Annotated in this window: 20 protein-coding genes and 1 pseudogene; 18 read left to right on the top strand and 3 right to left on the bottom strand. The window is 62.6% G+C overall.

What is annotated here, in order from left to right:
• Positions 1-97: 97 nt before the first annotated feature.
• Positions 98-1,321: an NADP-dependent isocitrate dehydrogenase gene (locus U1702_RS05415; RefSeq protein ID WP_332722740.1), complete on the bottom strand. Its 1,224-nt coding sequence runs from the start codon at positions 1,319-1,321 to the stop codon at positions 98-100.
• Between the two features lie 293 nt (positions 1,322-1,614).
• Between U1702_RS05415 and U1702_RS05410 the strand changes: the two genes are divergently transcribed.
• From U1702_RS05410 to U1702_RS05400, 3 genes are read left to right on the top strand one after another with little or no spacing between them, the layout of a single operon-like run.
• The gene (locus U1702_RS05410; protein ID WP_332722738.1) at positions 1,615-2,343 is read left to right on the top strand and encodes a phosphatidylserine decarboxylase; all 729 of its coding nucleotides are present in this window, start codon (positions 1,615-1,617) and stop codon (positions 2,341-2,343) included.
• Positions 2,344-2,345: 2 nt separating this feature from the next.
• Positions 2,346-3,083, top strand: coding sequence for a CDP-diacylglycerol--serine O-phosphatidyltransferase (gene pssA / locus U1702_RS05405; RefSeq protein ID WP_332722737.1), 738 nt, complete (start codon positions 2,346-2,348; stop codon positions 3,081-3,083).
• A 2-nt stretch (positions 3,084-3,085) separates the two neighbouring features.
• Complete coding sequence (locus U1702_RS05400; protein ID WP_332722735.1) at positions 3,086-3,892, top strand: energy transducer TonB family protein; 807 nt, start codon at positions 3,086-3,088, stop codon at positions 3,890-3,892.
• 13 nt (positions 3,893-3,905) lie between these two features.
• Here U1702_RS05400 and U1702_RS05395 read toward each other — a convergent pair whose 3' ends face one another.
• Positions 3,906-4,124, bottom strand: a complete 219-nt coding sequence (locus U1702_RS05395) for a hypothetical protein (protein WP_332722734.1) — start codon at positions 4,122-4,124, stop codon at positions 3,906-3,908.
• A 282-nt stretch (positions 4,125-4,406) separates the two neighbouring features.
• Here U1702_RS05395 and rpsB point away from each other — a divergent pair.
• The 12 genes and pseudogenes from rpsB to fabZ all read left to right on the top strand — a co-directional run.
• Positions 4,407-5,156: pseudogene (gene rpsB / locus U1702_RS05390) on the top strand (30S ribosomal protein S2); the annotation flags it as partial.
• A gap of 327 nt (positions 5,157-5,483) precedes the next feature.
• Positions 5,484-6,410 (top strand): translation elongation factor Ts, encoded by a 927-nt coding sequence (gene tsf / locus U1702_RS05385; RefSeq protein ID WP_332722732.1) that lies wholly within the window; start codon positions 5,484-5,486, stop codon positions 6,408-6,410.
• A 123-nt stretch (positions 6,411-6,533) separates the two neighbouring features.
• Positions 6,534-6,986: a hypothetical protein gene (locus U1702_RS05380; protein WP_332722730.1), complete on the top strand. Its 453-nt coding sequence runs from the start codon at positions 6,534-6,536 to the stop codon at positions 6,984-6,986.
• A gap of 107 nt (positions 6,987-7,093) precedes the next feature.
• Positions 7,094-7,828 carry a UMP kinase gene (pyrH, locus tag U1702_RS05375; RefSeq protein WP_332722728.1) on the top strand — a complete coding sequence of 245 codons (735 nt, stop codon included), beginning with the start codon at positions 7,094-7,096 and terminating at the stop codon, positions 7,826-7,828.
• 13 nt (positions 7,829-7,841) lie between these two features.
• Positions 7,842-8,399, top strand: a complete 558-nt coding sequence (gene frr / locus U1702_RS05370; RefSeq protein ID WP_332722726.1) for a ribosome recycling factor — start codon at positions 7,842-7,844, stop codon at positions 8,397-8,399.
• Positions 8,396-9,136: an isoprenyl transferase gene (locus U1702_RS05365; RefSeq protein WP_332722725.1), complete on the top strand. Its 741-nt coding sequence runs from the start codon at positions 8,396-8,398 to the stop codon at positions 9,134-9,136. Before frr ends, U1702_RS05365 begins: the two co-directional genes overlap by 4 nt.
• A gap of 44 nt (positions 9,137-9,180) precedes the next feature.
• Positions 9,181-9,930: a phosphatidate cytidylyltransferase gene (locus tag U1702_RS05360; protein WP_332722723.1), complete on the top strand. Its 750-nt coding sequence runs from the start codon at positions 9,181-9,183 to the stop codon at positions 9,928-9,930.
• A complete protein-coding gene (locus U1702_RS05355; protein WP_332722721.1) occupies positions 9,927-11,084 on the top strand; it encodes a 1-deoxy-D-xylulose-5-phosphate reductoisomerase in 1,158 nt (385 codons plus the stop codon). Before U1702_RS05360 ends, U1702_RS05355 begins: the two co-directional genes overlap by 4 nt.
• Positions 11,081-12,220 carry an RIP metalloprotease RseP gene (gene rseP, locus U1702_RS05350; RefSeq protein WP_332722719.1) on the top strand — a complete coding sequence of 380 codons (1,140 nt, stop codon included), beginning with the start codon at positions 11,081-11,083 and terminating at the stop codon, positions 12,218-12,220. The genes U1702_RS05355 and rseP overlap by 4 nt, the downstream gene beginning before the upstream one ends.
• A 73-nt stretch (positions 12,221-12,293) precedes the next feature.
• Complete coding sequence (bamA, locus tag U1702_RS05345) at positions 12,294-15,062, top strand: outer membrane protein assembly factor BamA (protein WP_443026804.1); 2,769 nt, start codon at positions 12,294-12,296, stop codon at positions 15,060-15,062.
• Positions 15,062-15,682, top strand: coding sequence for an OmpH/Skp family outer membrane protein (locus tag U1702_RS05340; protein ID WP_332722717.1), 621 nt, complete (start codon positions 15,062-15,064; stop codon positions 15,680-15,682). The genes bamA and U1702_RS05340 overlap by 1 nt, the downstream gene beginning before the upstream one ends.
• Positions 15,679-16,158, top strand: a complete 480-nt coding sequence (gene fabZ / locus U1702_RS05335; RefSeq protein WP_332722715.1) for a 3-hydroxyacyl-ACP dehydratase FabZ — start codon at positions 15,679-15,681, stop codon at positions 16,156-16,158. Before U1702_RS05340 ends, fabZ begins: the two co-directional genes overlap by 4 nt.
• On the opposite strand, the gene U1702_RS05330 is transcribed toward fabZ, so the two are convergent.
• The gene (locus U1702_RS05330) at positions 16,159-16,599 is read right to left on the bottom strand and encodes a hypothetical protein (RefSeq protein ID WP_332722713.1); all 441 of its coding nucleotides are present in this window, start codon (positions 16,597-16,599) and stop codon (positions 16,159-16,161) included.
• A 137-nt stretch (positions 16,600-16,736) separates the two neighbouring features.
• Here U1702_RS05330 and rpmE point away from each other — a divergent pair, with 137 nt between their 5' ends.
• Genes rpmE through ccmC form a run of 3 tightly spaced genes read left to right on the top strand, consistent with a single transcriptional unit; the run spans position 16,737 to position 18,129 of the window.
• Entirely contained in the window at positions 16,737-16,967 is a 231-nt protein-coding gene (rpmE, locus tag U1702_RS05325; protein WP_332722711.1) for a 50S ribosomal protein L31, read from the top strand.
• Between the two features lie 55 nt (positions 16,968-17,022).
• Positions 17,023-17,352, top strand: a complete 330-nt coding sequence (locus U1702_RS05320) for a PilZ domain-containing protein (protein WP_332722710.1) — start codon at positions 17,023-17,025, stop codon at positions 17,350-17,352.
• Positions 17,353-17,412: 60 nt separating this feature from the next.
• Positions 17,413-18,129 carry a heme ABC transporter permease CcmC gene (gene ccmC / locus U1702_RS05315; RefSeq protein WP_332722708.1) on the top strand — a complete coding sequence of 239 codons (717 nt, stop codon included), beginning with the start codon at positions 17,413-17,415 and terminating at the stop codon, positions 18,127-18,129.
• The last annotated feature ends 138 nt before the right edge of the window (positions 18,130-18,267 follow it).

Below are 18,267 nucleotides of genomic sequence, written 5' to 3'. Positions count from 1 at the left end.
GAAAGAGCCTGGGCAGTGTCCCAAGCGAATTCCAACATTGCAAGCAAAAGGGCCGCGACCTTGCGGTCACGGCCCTTAGTCACTTCAGAGCAATGGTTTACTGCCAGCTGCTCATTTCGGTTTCGAGGTTCTCGCGGATCGCCTCGAAGAATTGCTCGGTGGTCATCCATGGCTGTTCCGGGCCGATCAGCAGCGCCAGATCCTTGGTCATCTTGCCGCTCTCGACCGTCTCGACGCAGATGCGCTCAAGCGTCTCGGCGAACTTCACCACGTCGGGCGTCTCGTCGAACTTGCCGCGGAATTTGAGGCCGCCGGTCCAGGCGAAGATCGATGCGATCGGGTTGGTCGAGGTTGCCTTGCCTGCCTGATGCTGGCGATAATGGCGGGTGACGGTGCCGTGCGCGGCTTCGGCCTCGACCGTCTTGCCGTCGGGCGAGAGCAGGACCGAGGTCATCAGGCCGAGCGAACCGAAGCCCTGTGCGACCTGATCCGACTGGACGTCGCCGTCGTAATTCTTGCACGCCCAGACGAACTCGCCGCTCCACTTAAGCGCCGATGCGACCATGTCGTCGATCAGGCGGTGTTCGTAAACGATTCCGGCTTCCTTGAACTTGGCGTCGAAACCTTCGGTCTCGAATACTTCCTGGAACAGATCCTTGAAGCGGCCGTCATAGGCTTTCAGGATCGTGTTCTTGGTCGACAGGTACACCGGCCATTTCAGGTTGAGGCCGTAATTGAACGACGCGCGGGCGAAATCGCGGATCGAATCGTCGAGATTGTACATCGCCATGGCGACGCCGGAGCCGGGGAAGTTGAATACTTCGCGGTCGATGACCGCGCCGTCGTCACCCTCGAACACCAGGCGCAGCTTGCCGGGGCCGGGGACCTTGAAATCGGTCGCGCGGTACTGATCGCCGAACGCGTGACGGCCGACGACGATCGGCTTGGTCCAGCCGGGGATCAGGCGGGGGACATTGGAGATGACGATCGGTTCGCGAAAAACGACGCCGCCGAGGATGTTGCGAATGGTGCCGTTGGGCGACTTCCACATTTCCTTGAGGCCGAACTCCTCGACGCGCTGCTCGTCGGGGGTGATCGTCGCGCACTTCACGCCGACGCCGTACTGTTTGATCGCATTCGCCGAATCGATCGTGATCTGGTCGTTCGTCTCGTCGCGCTTTTCGACGCCGAGGTCGTAATATTTCAGGTCGATATCGAGATACGGCTTGATGAGGCGTTCACGGATCCATTCCCAGATGATCCGCGTCATCTCGTCGCCGTCGATCTCGACGACCGGGTTTTTCACCTTGATCTTCGCCATGCTGTGCTTCCTGTCTCGTTGGGAGGTTTTGCCGTGCGTCTAGGGGGAAGGGGCGGGGGGATCAAGCGGGGCGGCGATAACTGAACGACAGGGTATGATTATTTGACAAACCTGACGTAAAACGCCTGTTTGACAATCATGTGTGAGAGCGGATGAAACCAGGAAACCACCTGATTTCCGTTGGTTTCGCCTTAGCACGGTACTGGTTTGTAGGAAAATTCCATTCCGACTTGCGGTGTAATGTAACCATAATACACTAGCGCGACGAAGCGGGCGCGGTTAAAGCCCGTTATATGGCTTCACTCGATAAACCGCCCGTCCTTACCTCCACCGTCAAATGGCGCTTCCCCGCCGTCCATCCCGAGGGGCGCAAATATGTGCTGATTTCGGCGGCGATCATGTTGCTCTTCTATGTGATCTGGGCACCGCTGGGCTATCTCGCGGTCGGGCTGACGATCTGGGTCGCGGCATTTTTCCGGGATCCGATCCGCGTAACGCCGCAGGGGGAGGGGCTGATCGTCTCGCCCGCCGACGGGCTGGTGACGATGATCGAGCGCGTGCCGGTGCCGCGCGAAATTTCCGGAGCCGAAGGATTGAACGAAGCGACGCGGATACGCGTTTCGATCTTCATGAGTGTGTTCGACGTCCATATTAATCGCACGCCGGTGGCGGGGACGATCAAACAGGTCGTCTATATCGCGGGCAAGTTCCTGAATGCCGATCTGGACAAGGCGAGCGACGAGAATGAGCGGCAGCATTTCGTGGTCGAGACCCGCGATGGCGTGCGCATCGGGTTTACGCAGATTGCCGGGCTGGTCGCGCGGCGGATCGTCACGTTCGTGAAGCCCGGCGACATCGTCGCGGGTGGCCAGCGCATTGGCCTGATCCGTTTCGGGAGCCGTCTCGACGTGTTCCTGCCCGATGATTACGCTCCACAAGTGGCACTTGGCCAGCGCTGCATCGCGGGCGAGACGCTGGTCGGCCTGAAAGGCGGCACCACTGCGACGGGTGTATCGCAGTGAGCATGAGGCCGCGACCGCTGCGCCGCGGCATTCCGTTACGCACCATTGCACCCAATGCGATTACCGCGCTGGCGCTGTGTTCCGGGCTGACCGGCGTGCGCTTTGCGATTGCGGGCGAGTGGGAGCGCGCCGTTCTGATGATTATCGTCGCGGGCGTGCTCGATGGCGTCGACGGGCAGGTCGCGCGGATGGTGCGAGGCGAAAGCAAGTTCGGGCAGGAACTGGACAGCCTGTCCGATGCGATCTCGTTCGGGGTCGCCCCCGCGCTGATCCTGTATCTATGGGCGCTGATGTATGTTCCCAAGGTCGGCTGGATCGTGGCGCTGCTGTACGCCGTGTTCTGCGCGCTGCGGCTGGCGCGTTTCAATGCCCAGATCGACAGCGCCGAGCAGCCGCGCAAGACGGCCGGCTTCTTTACCGGGATTCCCGCGCCGACGGGCGCAGGGCTGGCGATGTTGCCGTTGTATATCTGGCTGTGGAGCGGCGAGGAACTGGCGCGTTCGCCGTGGATCGTCACGCCATGGGTCGCGCTGATCGCGTTCCTGATGGTGTCGAGCATTGCGACCTATTCCTGGAAATCGCTGCGGCTGCGGCGCAATATGCGGTTCGAGGCGATGGTGGTGGTGGTCGCACTCGCCGCCGCGCTGGTGACTGCGCCGTGGCAGACGCTGACTGTGATATGCATCGGTTATCTGGCGACGATACCGTTTAGCATCGCCGCGTTTCGGCGGGTGAAATAGAAATGCGTTGGGCGATCGGACTCGCCGCGACATCGACGCTGATACAACCGGCGGCAGCGCAAAACATCCCAACGGCACCGGCCAGCGTCGTCACGAGCAATGGTGGTTGGGAAATCGAGTATGACAGCTGGCGGTGCGTCCTGCATCGAAAGCTCATCGCCAACGGTGCGCCCGCCAGATTCGAGATGATATTGGAGCCGCTAGAGCCGACGGTCTGGCTGCACATGACGATTGCGGGCGGTGGCGGGGCGCGAAATGACGGCGATGCGGTCATGACGATCGACGGTCAGCGCGTCCCGGGCACGCTGCACTATAATCTCAAGCCCGACAAGAATGAGCGACGGCGCGAATACATGCTCAACCTCGACCGGCACAAGTTGAGCGATGTGAAGCGGACGATGCGGTTTTGGACGCGGCGAGCGGGCGATTTCGAATTGCAGCTTGGCGGGTTTCCTGCAGCGTGGAAAAGGACGCAAGCGTGCCTGTCGGACCTGTATGTCAAGCTTGGCATCGACGAAGCGGAGGTCGCAAAGATCGCTACGAAGCCAGAGGGCTTTCTGTTCGATACAGTAGAATATCCGGGCGGCGAGGCGGATTTCGCGCTTCTTTATTGGATCACGGCGGAAGGTCGTGTCGATAAATGCGAAATGCTAAAACAGAGTGGCGATCCGCGCGTCGACAAGCTCTGCGACAAAATTATCGCCAAGGCGAAATTTAAGCCAGCACGAACCTCGACCGGTCAGCCAATACGCGCGCCGAAGTTCGAGCATGTGCGTATTCGCGTTACCACGGTAATGACGCCAGGTTGATCCGTCGGAGCGATCAGGCTGCCACCTGAAGCGCGCAGGTGCCCATCTTGGTGACTGCGGCCCGCCGGATCGCGCGGGTGCGAAGGGCGACGGAGGGGGCAATCGACGGGATCGCTTCGGCGTGGATCAACGCGCGCATGTAACCTAGACGCGGCGCAACCGTGATCCAGATCGACCAGACCGACGCCACGAACGCGGCGGAGAAGAGCAGGGCAGTCAACATCGCAACCATCACAAAGTCTCCCGGATTCATCTAAGCGACTGGAATCCTTGAGGTTCCGCGACGCCCGAGCGGAGACTTGGTTCCCTGTCCGCCCTGTGATCGCTTTATGTTCCATTAACGTTCCTTCTGTCAAGCGGCGTTTTCCGCCTTTGTTCTCTTGCGCCCAATCCGCTTCTCGACTAGAGGGCGCGGCTTCAACCCCACATGGGAAGCATCATAACCCGGTGCCGCAGGCCATCAGGCTTATCGGTCACTCGCTTCCCAGAGGAACAACCGGAAGGATTTATCCCTATGGCGGCACCTGTCGTCTCCATGCAGCAATTGCTCGAATCGGGCGCGCATTTCGGCCACCAGACGCATCGCTGGAACCCGAAAATGAAGCCGTACATCTTCGGCGATCGTAACGGCGTCCACATCATCGATCTGTCGCAGACCGTGCCGCTGTTCGCGCGCGCGCTGGAATTCGTGGCATCGACCGTCGCCGGTGGCGGCAAGGTCCTGTTCGTCGGCACCAAGCGCCAGGCGCAGGACGCGATCGCGGAAAGCGCTCGCAAGTCGGGTCAGCATTTCGTCAACCATCGCTGGCTGGGCGGCATGCTCACCAACTGGAAGACCATTTCCGGTTCGATCAAGCGCCTGAAGACGCTGGAAGAGCAGCTGTCGGGTGACACGCACGGCCTGACCAAGAAGGAAGTGCTGAACCTGACGCGCGAGAAGGACAAGCTCGAGCTGTCGCTCGGCGGCATCCGCGACCTGAACGGCGTGCCGGACATCATGTTCGTGATCGACGCGAACAAGGAAGAGCTGGCGATCAAGGAAGCCAACACGCTGGGTATTCCGGTTGTGGCGATCCTCGATTCGAACGTTTCGCCCGACGGTATCGCGTTCCCGGTGCCGGCGAACGACGACGCCAGCCGTGCAATCCGCCTGTATTGCGAAGCGATCGCTATCGCGGCGACGCGCGGCAACCAGAATGCGCAGATGAGCAGTGGCGATTTCGGCGCAGCCGAAGTGCCGCCGGTCGAAGCGGCGCTGGCCGAGCCAGCTCCGGCACCGGTTGCCGAGGCACCTGCTGCGGCGGCGGTTGCTGAAGCTGCTCCGGCCGCTGAAGCACCTGCTGCTGAAGCGCCTGCGCCCGAGGCACCTGCTGAAGCTGCTCCCGAGCCTGTCGCTGAAGCGGCACCGGAAGCACCTGCGGCTGAACCGGAGGCACCTGCCGCCTCGACCGAGCCGGAAACGGCCGCCGAGGGCGAGCGCCAGATCGACGCCTGAGCCGTCACGAACACGTAATTCGGGCGGGGCAGGGCATGAAGCACTGTTCCGCCCGAACCATATTCAGAATATTCAGACCAGATCGAGGAATTAGACATGGCAGAGATCACTGCAGCAGCGGTCAAGGAACTGCGCGAAAAGAGCGGCGCCGGCATGATGGATTGCAAGAAGGCGCTGACCGAGAACAATGGCGACATGGAAGCGGCGAGCGATTGGCTGCGCTCAAAGGGCCTGGCCGCCGCCGCCAAGAAGTCGAGCCGCACCGCGGCCGAGGGTCTGGTCGGCGTTGCCGTCGCTGGCACCAAGGGCGTGGCCGTCGAAGTCAACTCGCAGACCGATTTCGTCGCCAAGAACGAGATTTTCCAGGGTTTCGTTCGTGAAGCGACGGCGCTTGCGCTCGACACCGGCAACGACATCGACGCGCTGAAGGCGACGGCGATGGCGCAGGGCGGCACGGTCGAGGAAGTACTGACCGCGAACATCTCGATGATCGGCGAGAATCAGGTGCTGCGTCGCGCGAAGAAGGTCGAAGTGACCAATGGCGCGGTGATCCCGTACGTCCATAACGCTGCGGCTCCGGGCCTGGGCAAGATCGGCGTGCTGGTCGCGCTGGAGAGCGATGCGGGTGTCGATGTGCTGGAGCCTTTGGGCAAGCAGATTGCGATGCACATCGCGGCGGCATTCCCGCTGGCGCTGGACGAGAGCGGGCTGGACCAGGACGTGATCGAGCGCGAGCGCGCGATTGCGACCGAAAAGGCAGCCGAGAGCGGCAAGCCAGCCGATATCGTCGCCAAGATGGTGGAAGGCGCGGTCAAGCGCTTCGCCAAGGAAAACGCGCTGTTGAGCCAGCCTTTCGTGATGAACGACAAGACCCCGGTCGCCGACGTCATCGCCAAGGCGGCGAAGGATGCCGGTGCCACGATCACGCTGACGGATTATGTCCGCTTCCAGCTGGGCGAGGGCATTGAGAAGGAAGAGAGCGATTTCGCGGCTGAGGTCGCGGCGACGGCGGCTGGGCTGTAGGCTTTTCTTTCGGACTGACAGAGAGAGGGCGCGGCTGCCGAGAGGTGGTCGCCCCTTTTTTTGTTTGGTTCAGCAAGCCGGCTGTCGGTTGCGCTGATTGTGTAGGTAACGCATGATCTAGCCATGAAGCGTTGGCTATTTCTCATTTTAACGTTTCCGGCACTTGCCGCTTGCTCAGCGGACTACCCGCTCAAAGCCTATTTCAAAGCGGGAAAGCTGTACTTTGATGGTGACGGCAAGGACTGGTTCTTTGGCAAAACCGGATTTTGCCCATCGTATCTTAAAGTCTGGACGGAAACGGGCGACATCGTTTGGCAGATCGAAACGGATAACGGCCCCGTGGACTGCAAGATATTTCCTGTTGCCTATGGTTCCTTACCGAAGGGCTGGAAGGCGATTGTTGCTGCGAAGCCGCTGCAATCGGGTGAACTATATGTCATCAAGGGCGACGGGGGAGACGCCTATCATGGCGCATTCCGTTATCGTGAGCAGCGATTGCTAAGTGTCGAGAATCAACCTGAAGTGGCGCGCAGGTTTGTCGACACAGAGGAAAATGTGAATATGCTGCTCGACTAGTGGCAACCGCAGTCGGCTCGTCATTCACGCCCATCACCGCTTGTCCCCGCCTCACGCCGCCCCTAAGGTCCGCGCCGCTCCCATAAGCCAACAGAATCAAGGGCCAGATGACCGCGCCACGCTTCAAACGTATCCTCCTCAAACTCTCGGGCGAGGTGTTGATGGGGCAGGGCCAGTTCGGCATCGACCCCGCCACCTGCGAGCGCGTGGCGCGCGAGGTGAAGGCGGCGACGGAGACGGGCCTGGAAGTCTGCATGGTCGTGGGCGGGGGCAATATCTTTCGCGGGCTGGCCGGGGCAGCGCAAGGGTTCGAGCGGGCGAGCGCGGATTATATGGGCATGCTGGCGACCGTGATGAACGCGCTGGCGATGCAGAACACGCTGGAGCGGCTGGGCGTCGATACGCGCGTGCAGTCGGCGATCCCGATGGCGTCGGTCTGCGAACCCTATATCCGCCGCCGCGCCGAGCGGCATATGGAGAAGGGGCGGGTGGTGATCTTTGCCGCCGGGACCGGGCTGCCGTTCTTTACCACCGACACCACCGCCGCGCTGCGCGCCGCCGAGATGAATTGCGACGCGCTGTTCAAGGGGACCAGCGTCGACGGCGTGTATAATGCCGATCCCAAGAAAGACCCGACCGCGACGCGCTATGACGAATTGACCTATGACCGCGTATTGGGCGATCATTTGAAGGTGATGGACGCGACCGCGATCGCGCTGTGCCGCGAGAACGACATTCCGATCGTGGTGTTCAACATCCGCGACGAGGGCAATCTGGCCGCCGTGCTGCGGGGCGAGGGCACCTCCACGATCGTCCGCAACGAACAAACCGCAGAAGTTTAAGAGGAGCCTGACCATGGCCGCTTACGACAAGGCCGACCTGGAACGCCGCATGGCGGGCGCGGTCGAATCGCTGAGGCACGATCTGACCGGGCTGCGCACCGGGCGGGCGAGCACCACCTTGCTCGATCCGGTGACGGTCGAGGTTTACGGCGCACACATGCCGATCGTTCAGGTGGCGACGGTGTCGGTGCCGGAGCCGCGCATGCTGAGCGTTCAGGTGTGGGACAAGTCCAATGTCGGGCCAGTGGACAAGGCGATCCGGTCGGCGGGGCTGGGCCTGAACCCGATCGTCGATGGACAGACTTTGCGCCTGCCGATCCCCGATTTGACCGAGGAGCGCCGCAAGGAACTGGCCAAGCTGGCGGGCAAATATGCCGAGAACGCTCGCATTGCCGCACGCAACGTGCGTCGTGACGGCAATGACAGCCTGAAGGTCGATGAGAAGAAGGGCGTCTATTCAGAGGACGAGCGCAAGCGGCACGAGACCGAAGTCCAGAAGCTGACCGACGCGACTATCGCCGAGATCGACGCGCTGTCGGCGGCGAAGGAAAAGGAAATTCTGGGCAAGTGACCGCGCTTCCCGCGCCCGCGCCGGCCAATCCGGCAGGCGGGGCGATCCCCAGACATGTCGCAATCATCATGGACGGCAACGGGCGCTGGGCGAAGGCCCGGCGGCTGCCGCGTTTGGCTGGGCATAAAAAGGGCGTGGAAGCGGTGCGGCGCGTGGCGAAGGCGGCGCGCGAGATGGGTGTGGAAGTGCTCACCCTCTATGCCTTTTCGTCCGAGAACTGGCGGCGGCCGGAGGAGGAGGTCAGCGACCTGATGGGACTGCTGCGCCATTTCCTGAAGAACGAAATCCAGGATCTGGTGGACGAGAATGTCCGGCTGCGCGTGATCGGCGATTACCGCAAGCTGTCGGGCGATCTGGTGGCGATGATCGACGATGCGATTGCGCGAACGTCGGTGAACACCGGAGCCAAGCTGGTGATTGCGCTGAATTACGGTGCACAGGCGGAGATCATCGCGGCGGCGCGGGGTTTTGCGAAAGCGGCGCAGGCGGGCGAGCTGGACCCGGCGGCGATCGACGAGGCGATGTTCGACGCGGCGCTGACGACCAGCGATCTGCCGCCACTGGACCTGTTGATCCGCACGTCGGGCGAGCAGCGACTGTCCAATTTCCTGTTGTGGCAGGCGGCCTATGCCGAATTGCTGTTCGTCGATACGCTGTGGCCCGATTTCGATGGCGCGGCGCTGACGGAGGCGGTGGCGGTGTTCGGGCAGCGGCAGCGGCGGTTCGGCGGGCTGTGAATCCCGATAATCCATCCGGCGTCCCGCCCCGCAAGAATGCCGATTTGCCGACACGCGCCGTGGTCGGGATAGCGCTGATCGCGGTCGCCGCGCTGGCGCTGTGGTGGGGCGGATTTGCGTTCTGGCTGCTGGTGACGGTGGCCGGTCTCATCATGTTGTATGAATGGGGCGGGTTGCACGGGGCCACCGTGGGACAGCGAAAACTGGCGCAATATGCGTTGATGGTGCCGCTGGCGATCATGTCGTCGCTGGCTGCCGGGCCGGGGTTTTTCGCATTCGGGCTGATTTTGGGCGCAGGATTTTTCACGGCGATCGTGACGCGCAACGGGATGCTGGGCGCGGGCGCGGTCTATGTCGGGCTGCCGGTGCTGGCGCTGGTCCTGTTGCGTGAACAGGATTCCGGGCTGTTGCTGGCATTCTGGGCGATGGCGTTGGTGTGGGCATGCGACATCGGGGCGTATTTCGCCGGGCGCGCGATCGGCGGGCCGAAATTACTGCCGAAGGTCAGCCCGAACAAGACCTGGGCGGGCCTTGGCGGCGGCGTGATTGCGGCGGCGCTGTTCGGCTGGGTGCTGATGCGCTGGGGCCTGCCGTGGCAGCTGGCGGTGGCGAGCCCGTTCCTGGCGGTGCTGGCGCAGGCCGGCGATCTCTATGAAAGCTGGCTGAAGCGGCGCGCGGGGGTCAAGGATTCGGGGAATTTGCTGCCTGGACATGGCGGTGTGCTCGACCGGCTCGACGGGCTAGTGCCGGTGGCGCCCGTTGCGGCGCTGCTTGTGCTATTGATCGCGCGATGAAAACGGTTTCCATTTTGGGTGCGACCGGATCGGTCGGCACCTCGACGCTCGATCTGATCGAGCGGGAGCGGGACGCGTTTCGGGTGATTGCGTTGACGGCGAATTGCGATGTCGCTGGGTTGGCGGCAGCGGCGCGGCGGGTTGGTGCGCAGCGGGCGGTGGTTGCGGATGAAAGCTGTCTGAGCGCGCTGCGTAACGCGCTGGCTGGGACCGGGACCGAGGCGGCGGCGGGTGCCGGGGCCGTATGCGAAGCAGCGGCAATGGGCGCGGACTGGACGATGGCAGCGATCGTCGGGACCGCCGGGCTGAAGCCGGTGCTGGCGGCACTTGAAGCGGGCGGCACAGTGGCGCTGGCCAATAAGGAATCGCTGGTGTCCGCAGGCAGCGTGGTGACCGACGTGGCGCGACGGCATAAAGCGAAGCTGCTCCCGGTCGATTCAGAGCATAACGCGATTTTTCAATGTCTTGAACAACAGAACGCAGACCGAGTTTCACGAATCATTCTGACCGCGAGCGGCGGGCCGTTCCGAGAGCGCAGTCTGGAGGAGATGCGCGGGATCACGCCCGAGCAGGCGGTGGCGCATCCGAACTGGTCGATGGGGGCCAAAATCTCGGTCGATTCGGCGACGATGATGAACAAGGGGCTGGAGCTGATCGAGGCGTTCCATCTGTTCCCGGTGACGGTCGAACAGCTCGACGTGATCGTGCATCGCCAGTCGGTCATTCATTCGATGGTCGAATATGTCGACGGATCGGTGCTGGCGCAGCTGGGATCGCCCGACATGCGCATACCGATCGCGCATGCGCTGGCCTGGCCGCGGCGGATGGAAACGCCGTGCCAGCGCCTTGATCTCGCCACCATCGGGCGGCTTGATTTCGAGGCACCGGACACTGAGCGTTTCCCCTGCCTGAAGCTGGCGCGCGAGGCGCTGGCGGCGGGTGGGGCACGGCCGGCGATCCTGAACGCGGCCAATGAAGTGGCGGTTGAAGCGTTTCTGAAAGGGCGTGTCGGGTTTCTTGAAATTGCCGCAATCGTCGCGGATACGCTGGCATGCTATGATCCGGCGGCCCCGGAGACGCTCGATCATGTGTTGGCGATCGATGCGGAAGCCAGGGCCATTGCGGGCGAGCGTGTGAAGGACTGCCTAGTTTGACCGATAACCCCGGTTTCTTTTTGTATATACTCGCCTTTCTCCTAGCGATCGGGCCGCTGGTCTTCGTCCATGAGCTGGGTCATTACGCAGCCGGAAGGTGGTTCGGGATTAAGGCCGAAGTGTTTGCGGTCGGCTTCGGGCGCGAAGTTGGCGGATTTACCGACAAGCGCGGGACGCGCTGGAAATTCGGATGGCTGCCGTTGGGCGGCTATGTAAAGTTCGCCGGGGACATGAACCCGGCGAGCCAGCCTGACCCGGAATGGCTGCACCTGCCCGCAGAAGAGCGCGCGCAGACCTTTCAGGCAAAACCATTGTGGCAACGCGCGATCGTCGTCGCGGCGGGGCCGTTGACGAACTTCGTTGTAGCGATCCTGATTCTGGCGGGATTCGCCGCGATCTATGGCGTCGATCGGACACCAGCGACGATCGGGATCGTCCAACCTGGATCGCCTGCCGCCCAGGCCGGGATTGTTCCCGGCGATCGGATCGTCGGAATCGACGGGCGCTCTATCGAAACCTTCAACCAGCTTGCGCAATTCACCGTGATGCGCCCAGGCGAGGCGGTGAAAGTCGATCTGGTTCGGGATAGCCGGCCCGCAAGTGTGGATCTGACGATCGGGGTACGAACCGAGCGCGACCGGTTCGGCAATGAAACCAGACTGGGCAGGCTAGGCGTAGGTGCGTCGCCCGACCAGCGCGTATATGCGCCAGTTTCCCTTCTGGAGGCGCCCGTCGAGGGTGTGCGGCTGACCGGAACGATAATTCGAGCGACAATTGACGGGCTAGGCCAGATCATATCCGGGCGGCGTTCGGTCGAGGAACTCGGCGGTCCGTTGCGAATCGCGCAGGTTTCCGGAGAACGGTTAGCGCTGGGATGGCCTGCCTTTATCGAACTCGTCGCGTTCATCTCGATAAATCTGGGGTTCATCAACCTGCTGCCAGTCCCGGTGCTGGATGGCGGCCATCTTATGTTCTATGCGATCGAAGCGGTACGGCGGAAGCCGGTGAATCCGCAGGTTGTTGAATGGGCGTTTCGCGGCGGTGTGATGGCGATTTTGGCGCTGATGCTGCTGGTGACGTTTAACGATCTGGGCGCCTTTGGCGTGTGGAGAAATCTGGCCGGGTTGATCGGCTGACGCGGTTGGGGCAGGGGCAGTGCAACTGCCCGTGTTTCGGCCAGAATATTCTCAAATCCGACTGGGGTGGGATGTGACTGCGATCAAGGTTACCAAAATCGGCGTGCGCGCCACGGCATTGCTTATGGCCGGCACGATGCTGTCGGGGCTGGCGGCTGCCGCGCATGCGCAGCAGCAGCCCGCACCTCAACAACCCGCGCCTGCGGCACAACAGCCCGCGCCGGTCGCCCTGGCGCCGCTGACCGTCCGCACGATTCGCACGCTGCGAGTCGAGGGCGCGCAGCGGCTGGAGCCGGAGACGGTGCTGTCCTACACGCGGCTTCGCGTTGGCCAGAGCTACACCACCGAGAGCCTGGATCAGGCGATCCGCGACGTTCTGACCAGCGAATTGCTGGCCGACGTGACGATCGAGGGCGTCGAGAGCGGCGATATCGTACTGCGTATCCGCGAGAACCCGGTCATCAACCGCGTCGTGCTGGAGGGCAACAAGCGGCTGAAGAACGACAAGATCGTCAAGGAAATCAAGCTGGCCCCGCGCCAGTTGTTCACCCGTACCGCCGTGCGCGCGGACGTCGCGCGGATCGTCGAATTGTATCGCCGCCAGGGCCGCTTTGCCGCGAGCGTCGAGCCGAAGATGGTCAGCCTCGACCAGAACCGCGTCGATATCATCTTCGAGATCAAGGAAGGGCCGAAATCCAAGGTCCGCCAGATCAACATCATCGGCAACGAGCAATTCGGCGACGGCAAGCTGCGTGGCGAGATGGCGACCAAGCAGGCGCGGTTGACCAGCATTTTCAGCTCGAACACCAGCTATGACCAGGATCGGCTGGCCTATGACCAGCAAAAGCTGCGTCAATTCTATTTGACCGAGGGTTATGCGGACTTCCGCGTGGTCTCCGCCGTGGCCGAACTGACCCCGGACAAAAAAGACTTCATCATCACCTATGTCGTCGAGGAAGGGCCGCGCTACAAATTCGGCCCGGTCACCGTCGACAGCAGCATCCGTGATTTCGACGACAAGGCGCTCGCCGCGAACCTGCCGATGAAGGAGGGCCAATGGTATAACGCCAAGATGGTCGAGGACACGGTCGATCAGCTGTCCGAGACGGCGGGTGCGTTCGGCTATGCCTTTGCCAATGTCAGCCCCGAATTCCGGCGCGACCGCGAAACGCTGACGATGACGCTCAACTTCAACATTGCGGAAGCGCGCCGGACCTATGTCGAGCGGATCGACATCGTCGGCAACACGCAGACGCAGGACAAGGTCATCCGCCGCGAAATGCGCATCGCCGAGGGCGACGCGTTCAACACCTTCCTGGTCAAGCGGTCGCAGGATCGCATCAACTCGCTGGGCTATTTCGGTGAGAAGTTCGAGATCGAGCAGAAGGAGGGTTCAGCTCCCGACCGCGTGATCCTGACCGCGAATGTCGAGGAGAAGTCGACCGGCGAACTGACGCTTTCGGCGGGTTTCTCCAGCCTTGAGCGGTTCATCTTCCAGGGTTCGATCCGCCAGCGCAACTTCCGCGGCAAGGGGCAGGATCTGCGGCTGTCGGCGGATTATTCGAGCTATTCCAAGTCGGTCGAGGTCGGCTTTACCGAGCCATATCTGTTCGACCAGAACGTTGCGCTGGGCGGCACCATCTTCCGCCGCGACTATAACTCGTTCAACTATCTCGGCGCCGATCGTCGCACCACTTACGAGCAGGTTTCGACCGGCGGACAGCTGGTGCTGGGCATCCCGCTGACCGAATTCTGGACGGCGTCGGCGCGATATTCGCTGGTCCATGATTCGGTGGGCCTGGACGAGAGCACGTTCTTCACCAATGGCGCGTGCGATCCGCTGAAGGCCGGACGCTACCTGTGCGAATCGCTGGGCAAGCGCTGGACGTCGAGCGTCGGCATCTCGCTGATCTATGACAGCCTGAACAATCGCGTGCGCCCGAGTGCGGGTCAGCGGATCGTGCTGGGCGGCGACTTTGCCGGTCTGGGCGGCGACGTGAAATATGCGCGCGCGCGGTTCGACGGCGACAAATACTGGAATATCGGCAGCGGCTTCATCTTCTCCGCCGGTGCCGAGGGTGGCTATATCCACAGCCTTGAGGGCGATGTCGGTCCGGGCATCGACGCGGTGCGGATTACCGACCGCTTCTTCCTGGGCGAGCCGCAGTTTCGCGGATTCGATATTCGCGGCGTCGGCCCGCGCATTCAGCGCATCGGCTATACCGGCAGCGTGGCTGGCGGCAATCAGACGCTGATTACCGACGAAGAGCAGATTTTCGACGATGCGATCGGTGGCCGCGCTTATTATCTGGCCAAGCTCGAGCTGGAAATCCCGCTGGGCGCCGGTGCGCGCGAAATGGGGATTCGACCGTCGATCTTTGTGATGGCGGGCGCGAACTGGAACATCAAGCGGCCGAACCCGACGGCGGTGTTCACTCAGGCGACCAGTTCGACCGGGGTACCCCTGTTCAACGCCGACGGATCGCCGTCGCTGTTGCCGATCCAGACGCCGCAGTTCGATGCGGATGGTCGCCCGATATATCAGGTGCCCGTCAGCGACGCGGTGGCACCGGGGCAGCTGACCACGTGTAATGTCGGCTATTCGACCACTGCCGGCGGCGCGTGCAGCGGCACGTCGATCAACGACCGTTATAATATCCAGACCGATCCGTTCGTCGAACGCTTCCTGGGCGATTCGCCGCGGCCGCGTTTGTCGGTCGGCATCGGGGTCAACTGGAACTCGCCATTCGGGCCGCTTCGGCTCGATCTTGCCAAGGCCTTTCTCACGCAGAAAGGCGATGACACCAAGCTCTTCAGCTTCAACGTAGGGACGTCCTTCTGATGCGTAACACCAAAACCATTCTCGCCGCGCTTGCGGTGGCGGGCGCCACGCTTGGCGCCGGCACCGTCGCTGCACAGGCGCTGACCGATGCCAAGGTCGCGGTCGTCGATGTCGAGCGCATCATGCGCGAATGCACCGCATGCGTCGCAGCCAACACCCAGCTTCAGGCACAGCGCACTGCGTTGCAGCAGTTCGCATCCCAGCAGGGCGCGCCCCTGCAGACCGAGCAGACCGCGCTGGAAGCCGCAATCAAGGCCGCAGCGGGCAAGCCCGACGCCGCGCTGCAACAGCGTGCGCAGGCGTTCCAGACCCGCGCGCAGACCGCGCAGCGCCAGGTGTCCGAACGTGAGCAGACCTTCCAGCGCAACGTTCAATATGTGCAGCAGCAGGTTGCACAGAAGATGGTCCCGGTGATCCAGCAGATCTCGCAGCAGCGCGGTGCATCGATCACCGTGGCGCGTGACAGCGTGCTGTTCGCGGCGACAACGATCGACATTACCCCTGCGGTGCTGACCACGCTGAACAGCCAGTTGCCAAGCGTCAGCGTGACCGCGCCGCCGCCAGCAGCGCAGCCGGGCCAGCCCGCACCTGCACCGACCCCCGCACCACAGGGCCGGTGACCGACGAGGTAAAGACGGGGACCGCCATCGGTCCGCTCGATATCGGGCGGATCATGGCGGCGCTCCCGCATCGTTACCCGATGCTGCTGGTCGATCGCGTCGAGGAACTCGTCATCGACGAGCGGATCGTCGCAATCAAGGCGGTGTCGATCAACGAGGAGTTCTTTCAGGGGCATTTCCCCGGAAGGCCGATCATGCCCGGCGTGCTCCAGGTCGAGGCGCTGGCGCAGGCTGCGGGCGTGCTCGCGGTCGAAAGCCTCGGCCTCGCTGGCTCTGGCAAGCTGGTCTATTTCATGTCGATCGACGGCGTGAAGTTCCGCAAGCCGGTGGAGCCGGGCGTGCTGCTTCGGCTGGAGGTATCGTTCATCCAGAAGCGGTCGCGCATCTGCAAGTTTGCTGGCAAGGCGTATCTGGGCGACGAACTGGCGACCGAATGCGAGTTTACCGCGATGATCGCGGACCCGCCGAGCGCGTGATTAGGTGGCCGGCGTGCGAGCGGCTTTCTCCGCTTTTCGCCGCTTCCTTTGTTCGCGCCTTTCTTCCCGGCGCAACTCGCGCTGCATCTGGATTTGTTCGGATCGGGTGAGTTTGCGGGCACCACCGACAATGATCTCGTCAAGGGCGCCGTCATCGACCGCGACCGATGTCGCAACCGGCGCGTCTTGCGCCAAGGCCGGCATAGCGCCGACGCTGGCGACGATCATTATTGCTGCCGCGAGCGAGGCGCGACTTGCGGGCAGCCGGTAACGAACGCACGGTTCCTCTACCTCGGCCATCAGTCGATAGCGGTCGGCATTGCTCATCGTGTCGAGATCGAACACGGTTTTACGGCACTGATTGCAGAAGTTGCCGTCCATCACCCGATCCAGGCGATCGGCGACGGGGCAGGGGCTGGCAATTTGCGGGCAATGCGCCATTCAACCTCTCCTGGAGCCCGCATAGCATATCGCGTTATGCATCGGGAAGCGGAGGGTTGCCTCGCGCGCTGCTCCTGTGTACTGCGCCGCGTCCGCTGCCGGTCGGAAACCGGTGGCTTATCCCAAGGAATCGATCCGTGAAAAAAGATACGCACCCCGACTATCACATGATCAAGGTGCAGATGACCGACGGCACCGTGTACGAAACCCGCTCCACCTGGGGCAAGGAAGGCGACACGATGACGCTGGATATCGATCCGCTGGCGCACCCGGCATGGACCGGTGGCCGTGGCCAGATGCTCGACAGCGGTGGTCAGGTCGCGCGCTTCAACAAGCGCTTCGGTGGCCTCAGCCTCGGCAAGAAGTGAGGTGAGGGCTGACGGCGTTAATGCGCCGTTAGCCATCTCCGGATAGATTTGCCAGATGATGCAATCGGGCAAAATCAATTTCGCCGCGGAATTCGAACCCGCCGTCCTCGGACGGCGGAGCAGTCCGCGTGCGCCGGTGTCACTGGACGCCAAGGTGGGTCGCGGCGGACTCGATCGCGCACTGTGCAAGGTCACCGACCTGTCGCTGGGCGGTGCGCGAATCTCGATCTTCTCCGAACTGCGCAAGGACAGCGTCATCTGGCTGACATTGCCGCATGTCGGCCACTGGGCCGCGCGCGTGGTGTGGTCGAGCGATTTCGAGGCTGGACTGGCGTTCCAGATTCCGCTGAGCGAGGCGGATTTCGAGCAACTCGCCGAACATTAAGTTGGGCTAACACGGGTTTGGACTTGGGCGCGGTTTCCGCCTAAAGGCCACGTTAACGCCGTGATCCATGCTCTCGCCAATCCCACGCGCTTCCTGAAGATCGCGCGCCCGTTGACCCCGATCCTGTTCTGGAGCGGGCTGTTGCTGGTGCTTGTCGGCATGTGGGGCGGGTTGACGCAGACGCCGCCGGACTATCTGCAAAAGGAAAGCGTTCGCATCCTCTATATCCACGTCCCCGCCGCGTGGCTGGGGATGGGGGGATGGAGCAGCCTTGCCATCGCGTGTTTCGCGTTTCTGGTGTGGCGGCATCCGCTGGCGAACATCGCCGCACGCTCGATTGCGCCGGTGGGGGCAGTGTTTGCCGCATTGTGTCTGATTACGGGATCGATCTGGGGTCGGCCGACCTGGGGCACGTGGTGGCAATGGGACGGGCGGCTGACGTCGATGTTGTTGCTGTTCTTCGTCTATATCGCGTGGATCGCGCTGGAACGGGCGGACCGCGAGCGCGGCGGGGATGGGCGCATTCCGGCGCTGTTCGGGATGGCGGGAACGGTGTTGTTGCCGGTGATCCGTTACTCAGTGGTGTGGTGGAACACGCTGCATCAGGGACAAAGCCTGACGCTGACCCAATCGACGATCGACGATTCGATGCTGTGGCCGCTGCTGCTGACGCTGCCGGGGTTTTCGCTGTTGTTCGGCGGGATCATGCTGATGCGGATGCGCTCAGCCCTGGCCAGCCAGCGGGTCGAGGCGCGAATGCGGCGGATGGCCCAATGAAGATGATAACGTGAACCACTGGCCGTTCATTATCGCTGCTTATGCTGTCGTCGTGATTGGCGTTGGCGCGCTGTCACTGGCGAGCTTTGTCGCTATGCGGCGCGCGGAAGCTGCGGCCGATGCGCTGAGAGAGCGGAA

Source organism: Sphingomonas sp. LT1P40, from assembly GCF_036663835.1.
Taxonomy (GTDB): domain Bacteria; phylum Pseudomonadota; class Alphaproteobacteria; order Sphingomonadales; family Sphingomonadaceae; genus Sphingomonas.
Note: the sequence above shows the minus strand (reverse complement) of the source record. Positions and strands in the feature narration are given on the sequence as shown.

What these genes read in the sequence shown, in the direction of transcription:
- U1702_RS05410 (WP_332722738.1), top strand. Translation starts at nt 1,615, where the DNA reads ATGGCTTCACTCGATAAACCGCCCGTCCTTACCTCCACCGTCAAATGG.
- pssA (WP_332722737.1), top strand. Translation starts at nt 2,346, where the DNA reads ATGAGGCCGCGACCGCTGCGCCGCGGCATTCCGTTACGCACCATTGCA.
- U1702_RS05320 (WP_332722710.1), top strand. Translation starts at nt 17,023, where the DNA reads ATGATGCAATCGGGCAAAATCAATTTCGCCGCGGAATTCGAACCCGCC.
- tsf (WP_332722732.1), top strand. Translation starts at nt 5,484, where the DNA reads ATGGCAGAGATCACTGCAGCAGCGGTCAAGGAACTGCGCGAAAAGAGC.
- U1702_RS05340 (WP_332722717.1), top strand. Translation starts at nt 15,062, where the DNA reads ATGCGTAACACCAAAACCATTCTCGCCGCGCTTGCGGTGGCGGGCGCC.
- U1702_RS05395 (WP_332722734.1), bottom strand. Translation starts at nt 4,124, where the DNA reads ATGGTTGCGATGTTGACTGCCCTGCTCTTCTCCGCCGCGTTCGTGGCG.
- U1702_RS05380 (WP_332722730.1), top strand. Translation starts at nt 6,534, where the DNA reads ATGAAGCGTTGGCTATTTCTCATTTTAACGTTTCCGGCACTTGCCGCT.
- frr (WP_332722726.1), top strand. Translation starts at nt 7,842, where the DNA reads ATGGCCGCTTACGACAAGGCCGACCTGGAACGCCGCATGGCGGGCGCG.
- U1702_RS05400 (WP_332722735.1), top strand. Translation starts at nt 3,086, where the DNA reads ATGCGTTGGGCGATCGGACTCGCCGCGACATCGACGCTGATACAACCG.
- pyrH (WP_332722728.1), top strand. Translation starts at nt 7,094, where the DNA reads ATGACCGCGCCACGCTTCAAACGTATCCTCCTCAAACTCTCGGGCGAG.
- U1702_RS05415 (WP_332722740.1), bottom strand. Translation starts at nt 1,321, where the DNA reads ATGGCGAAGATCAAGGTGAAAAACCCGGTCGTCGAGATCGACGGCGAC.
- U1702_RS05330 (WP_332722713.1), bottom strand. Translation starts at nt 16,599, where the DNA reads ATGGCGCATTGCCCGCAAATTGCCAGCCCCTGCCCCGTCGCCGATCGC.
- U1702_RS05355 (WP_332722721.1), top strand. Translation starts at nt 9,927, where the DNA reads ATGAAAACGGTTTCCATTTTGGGTGCGACCGGATCGGTCGGCACCTCG.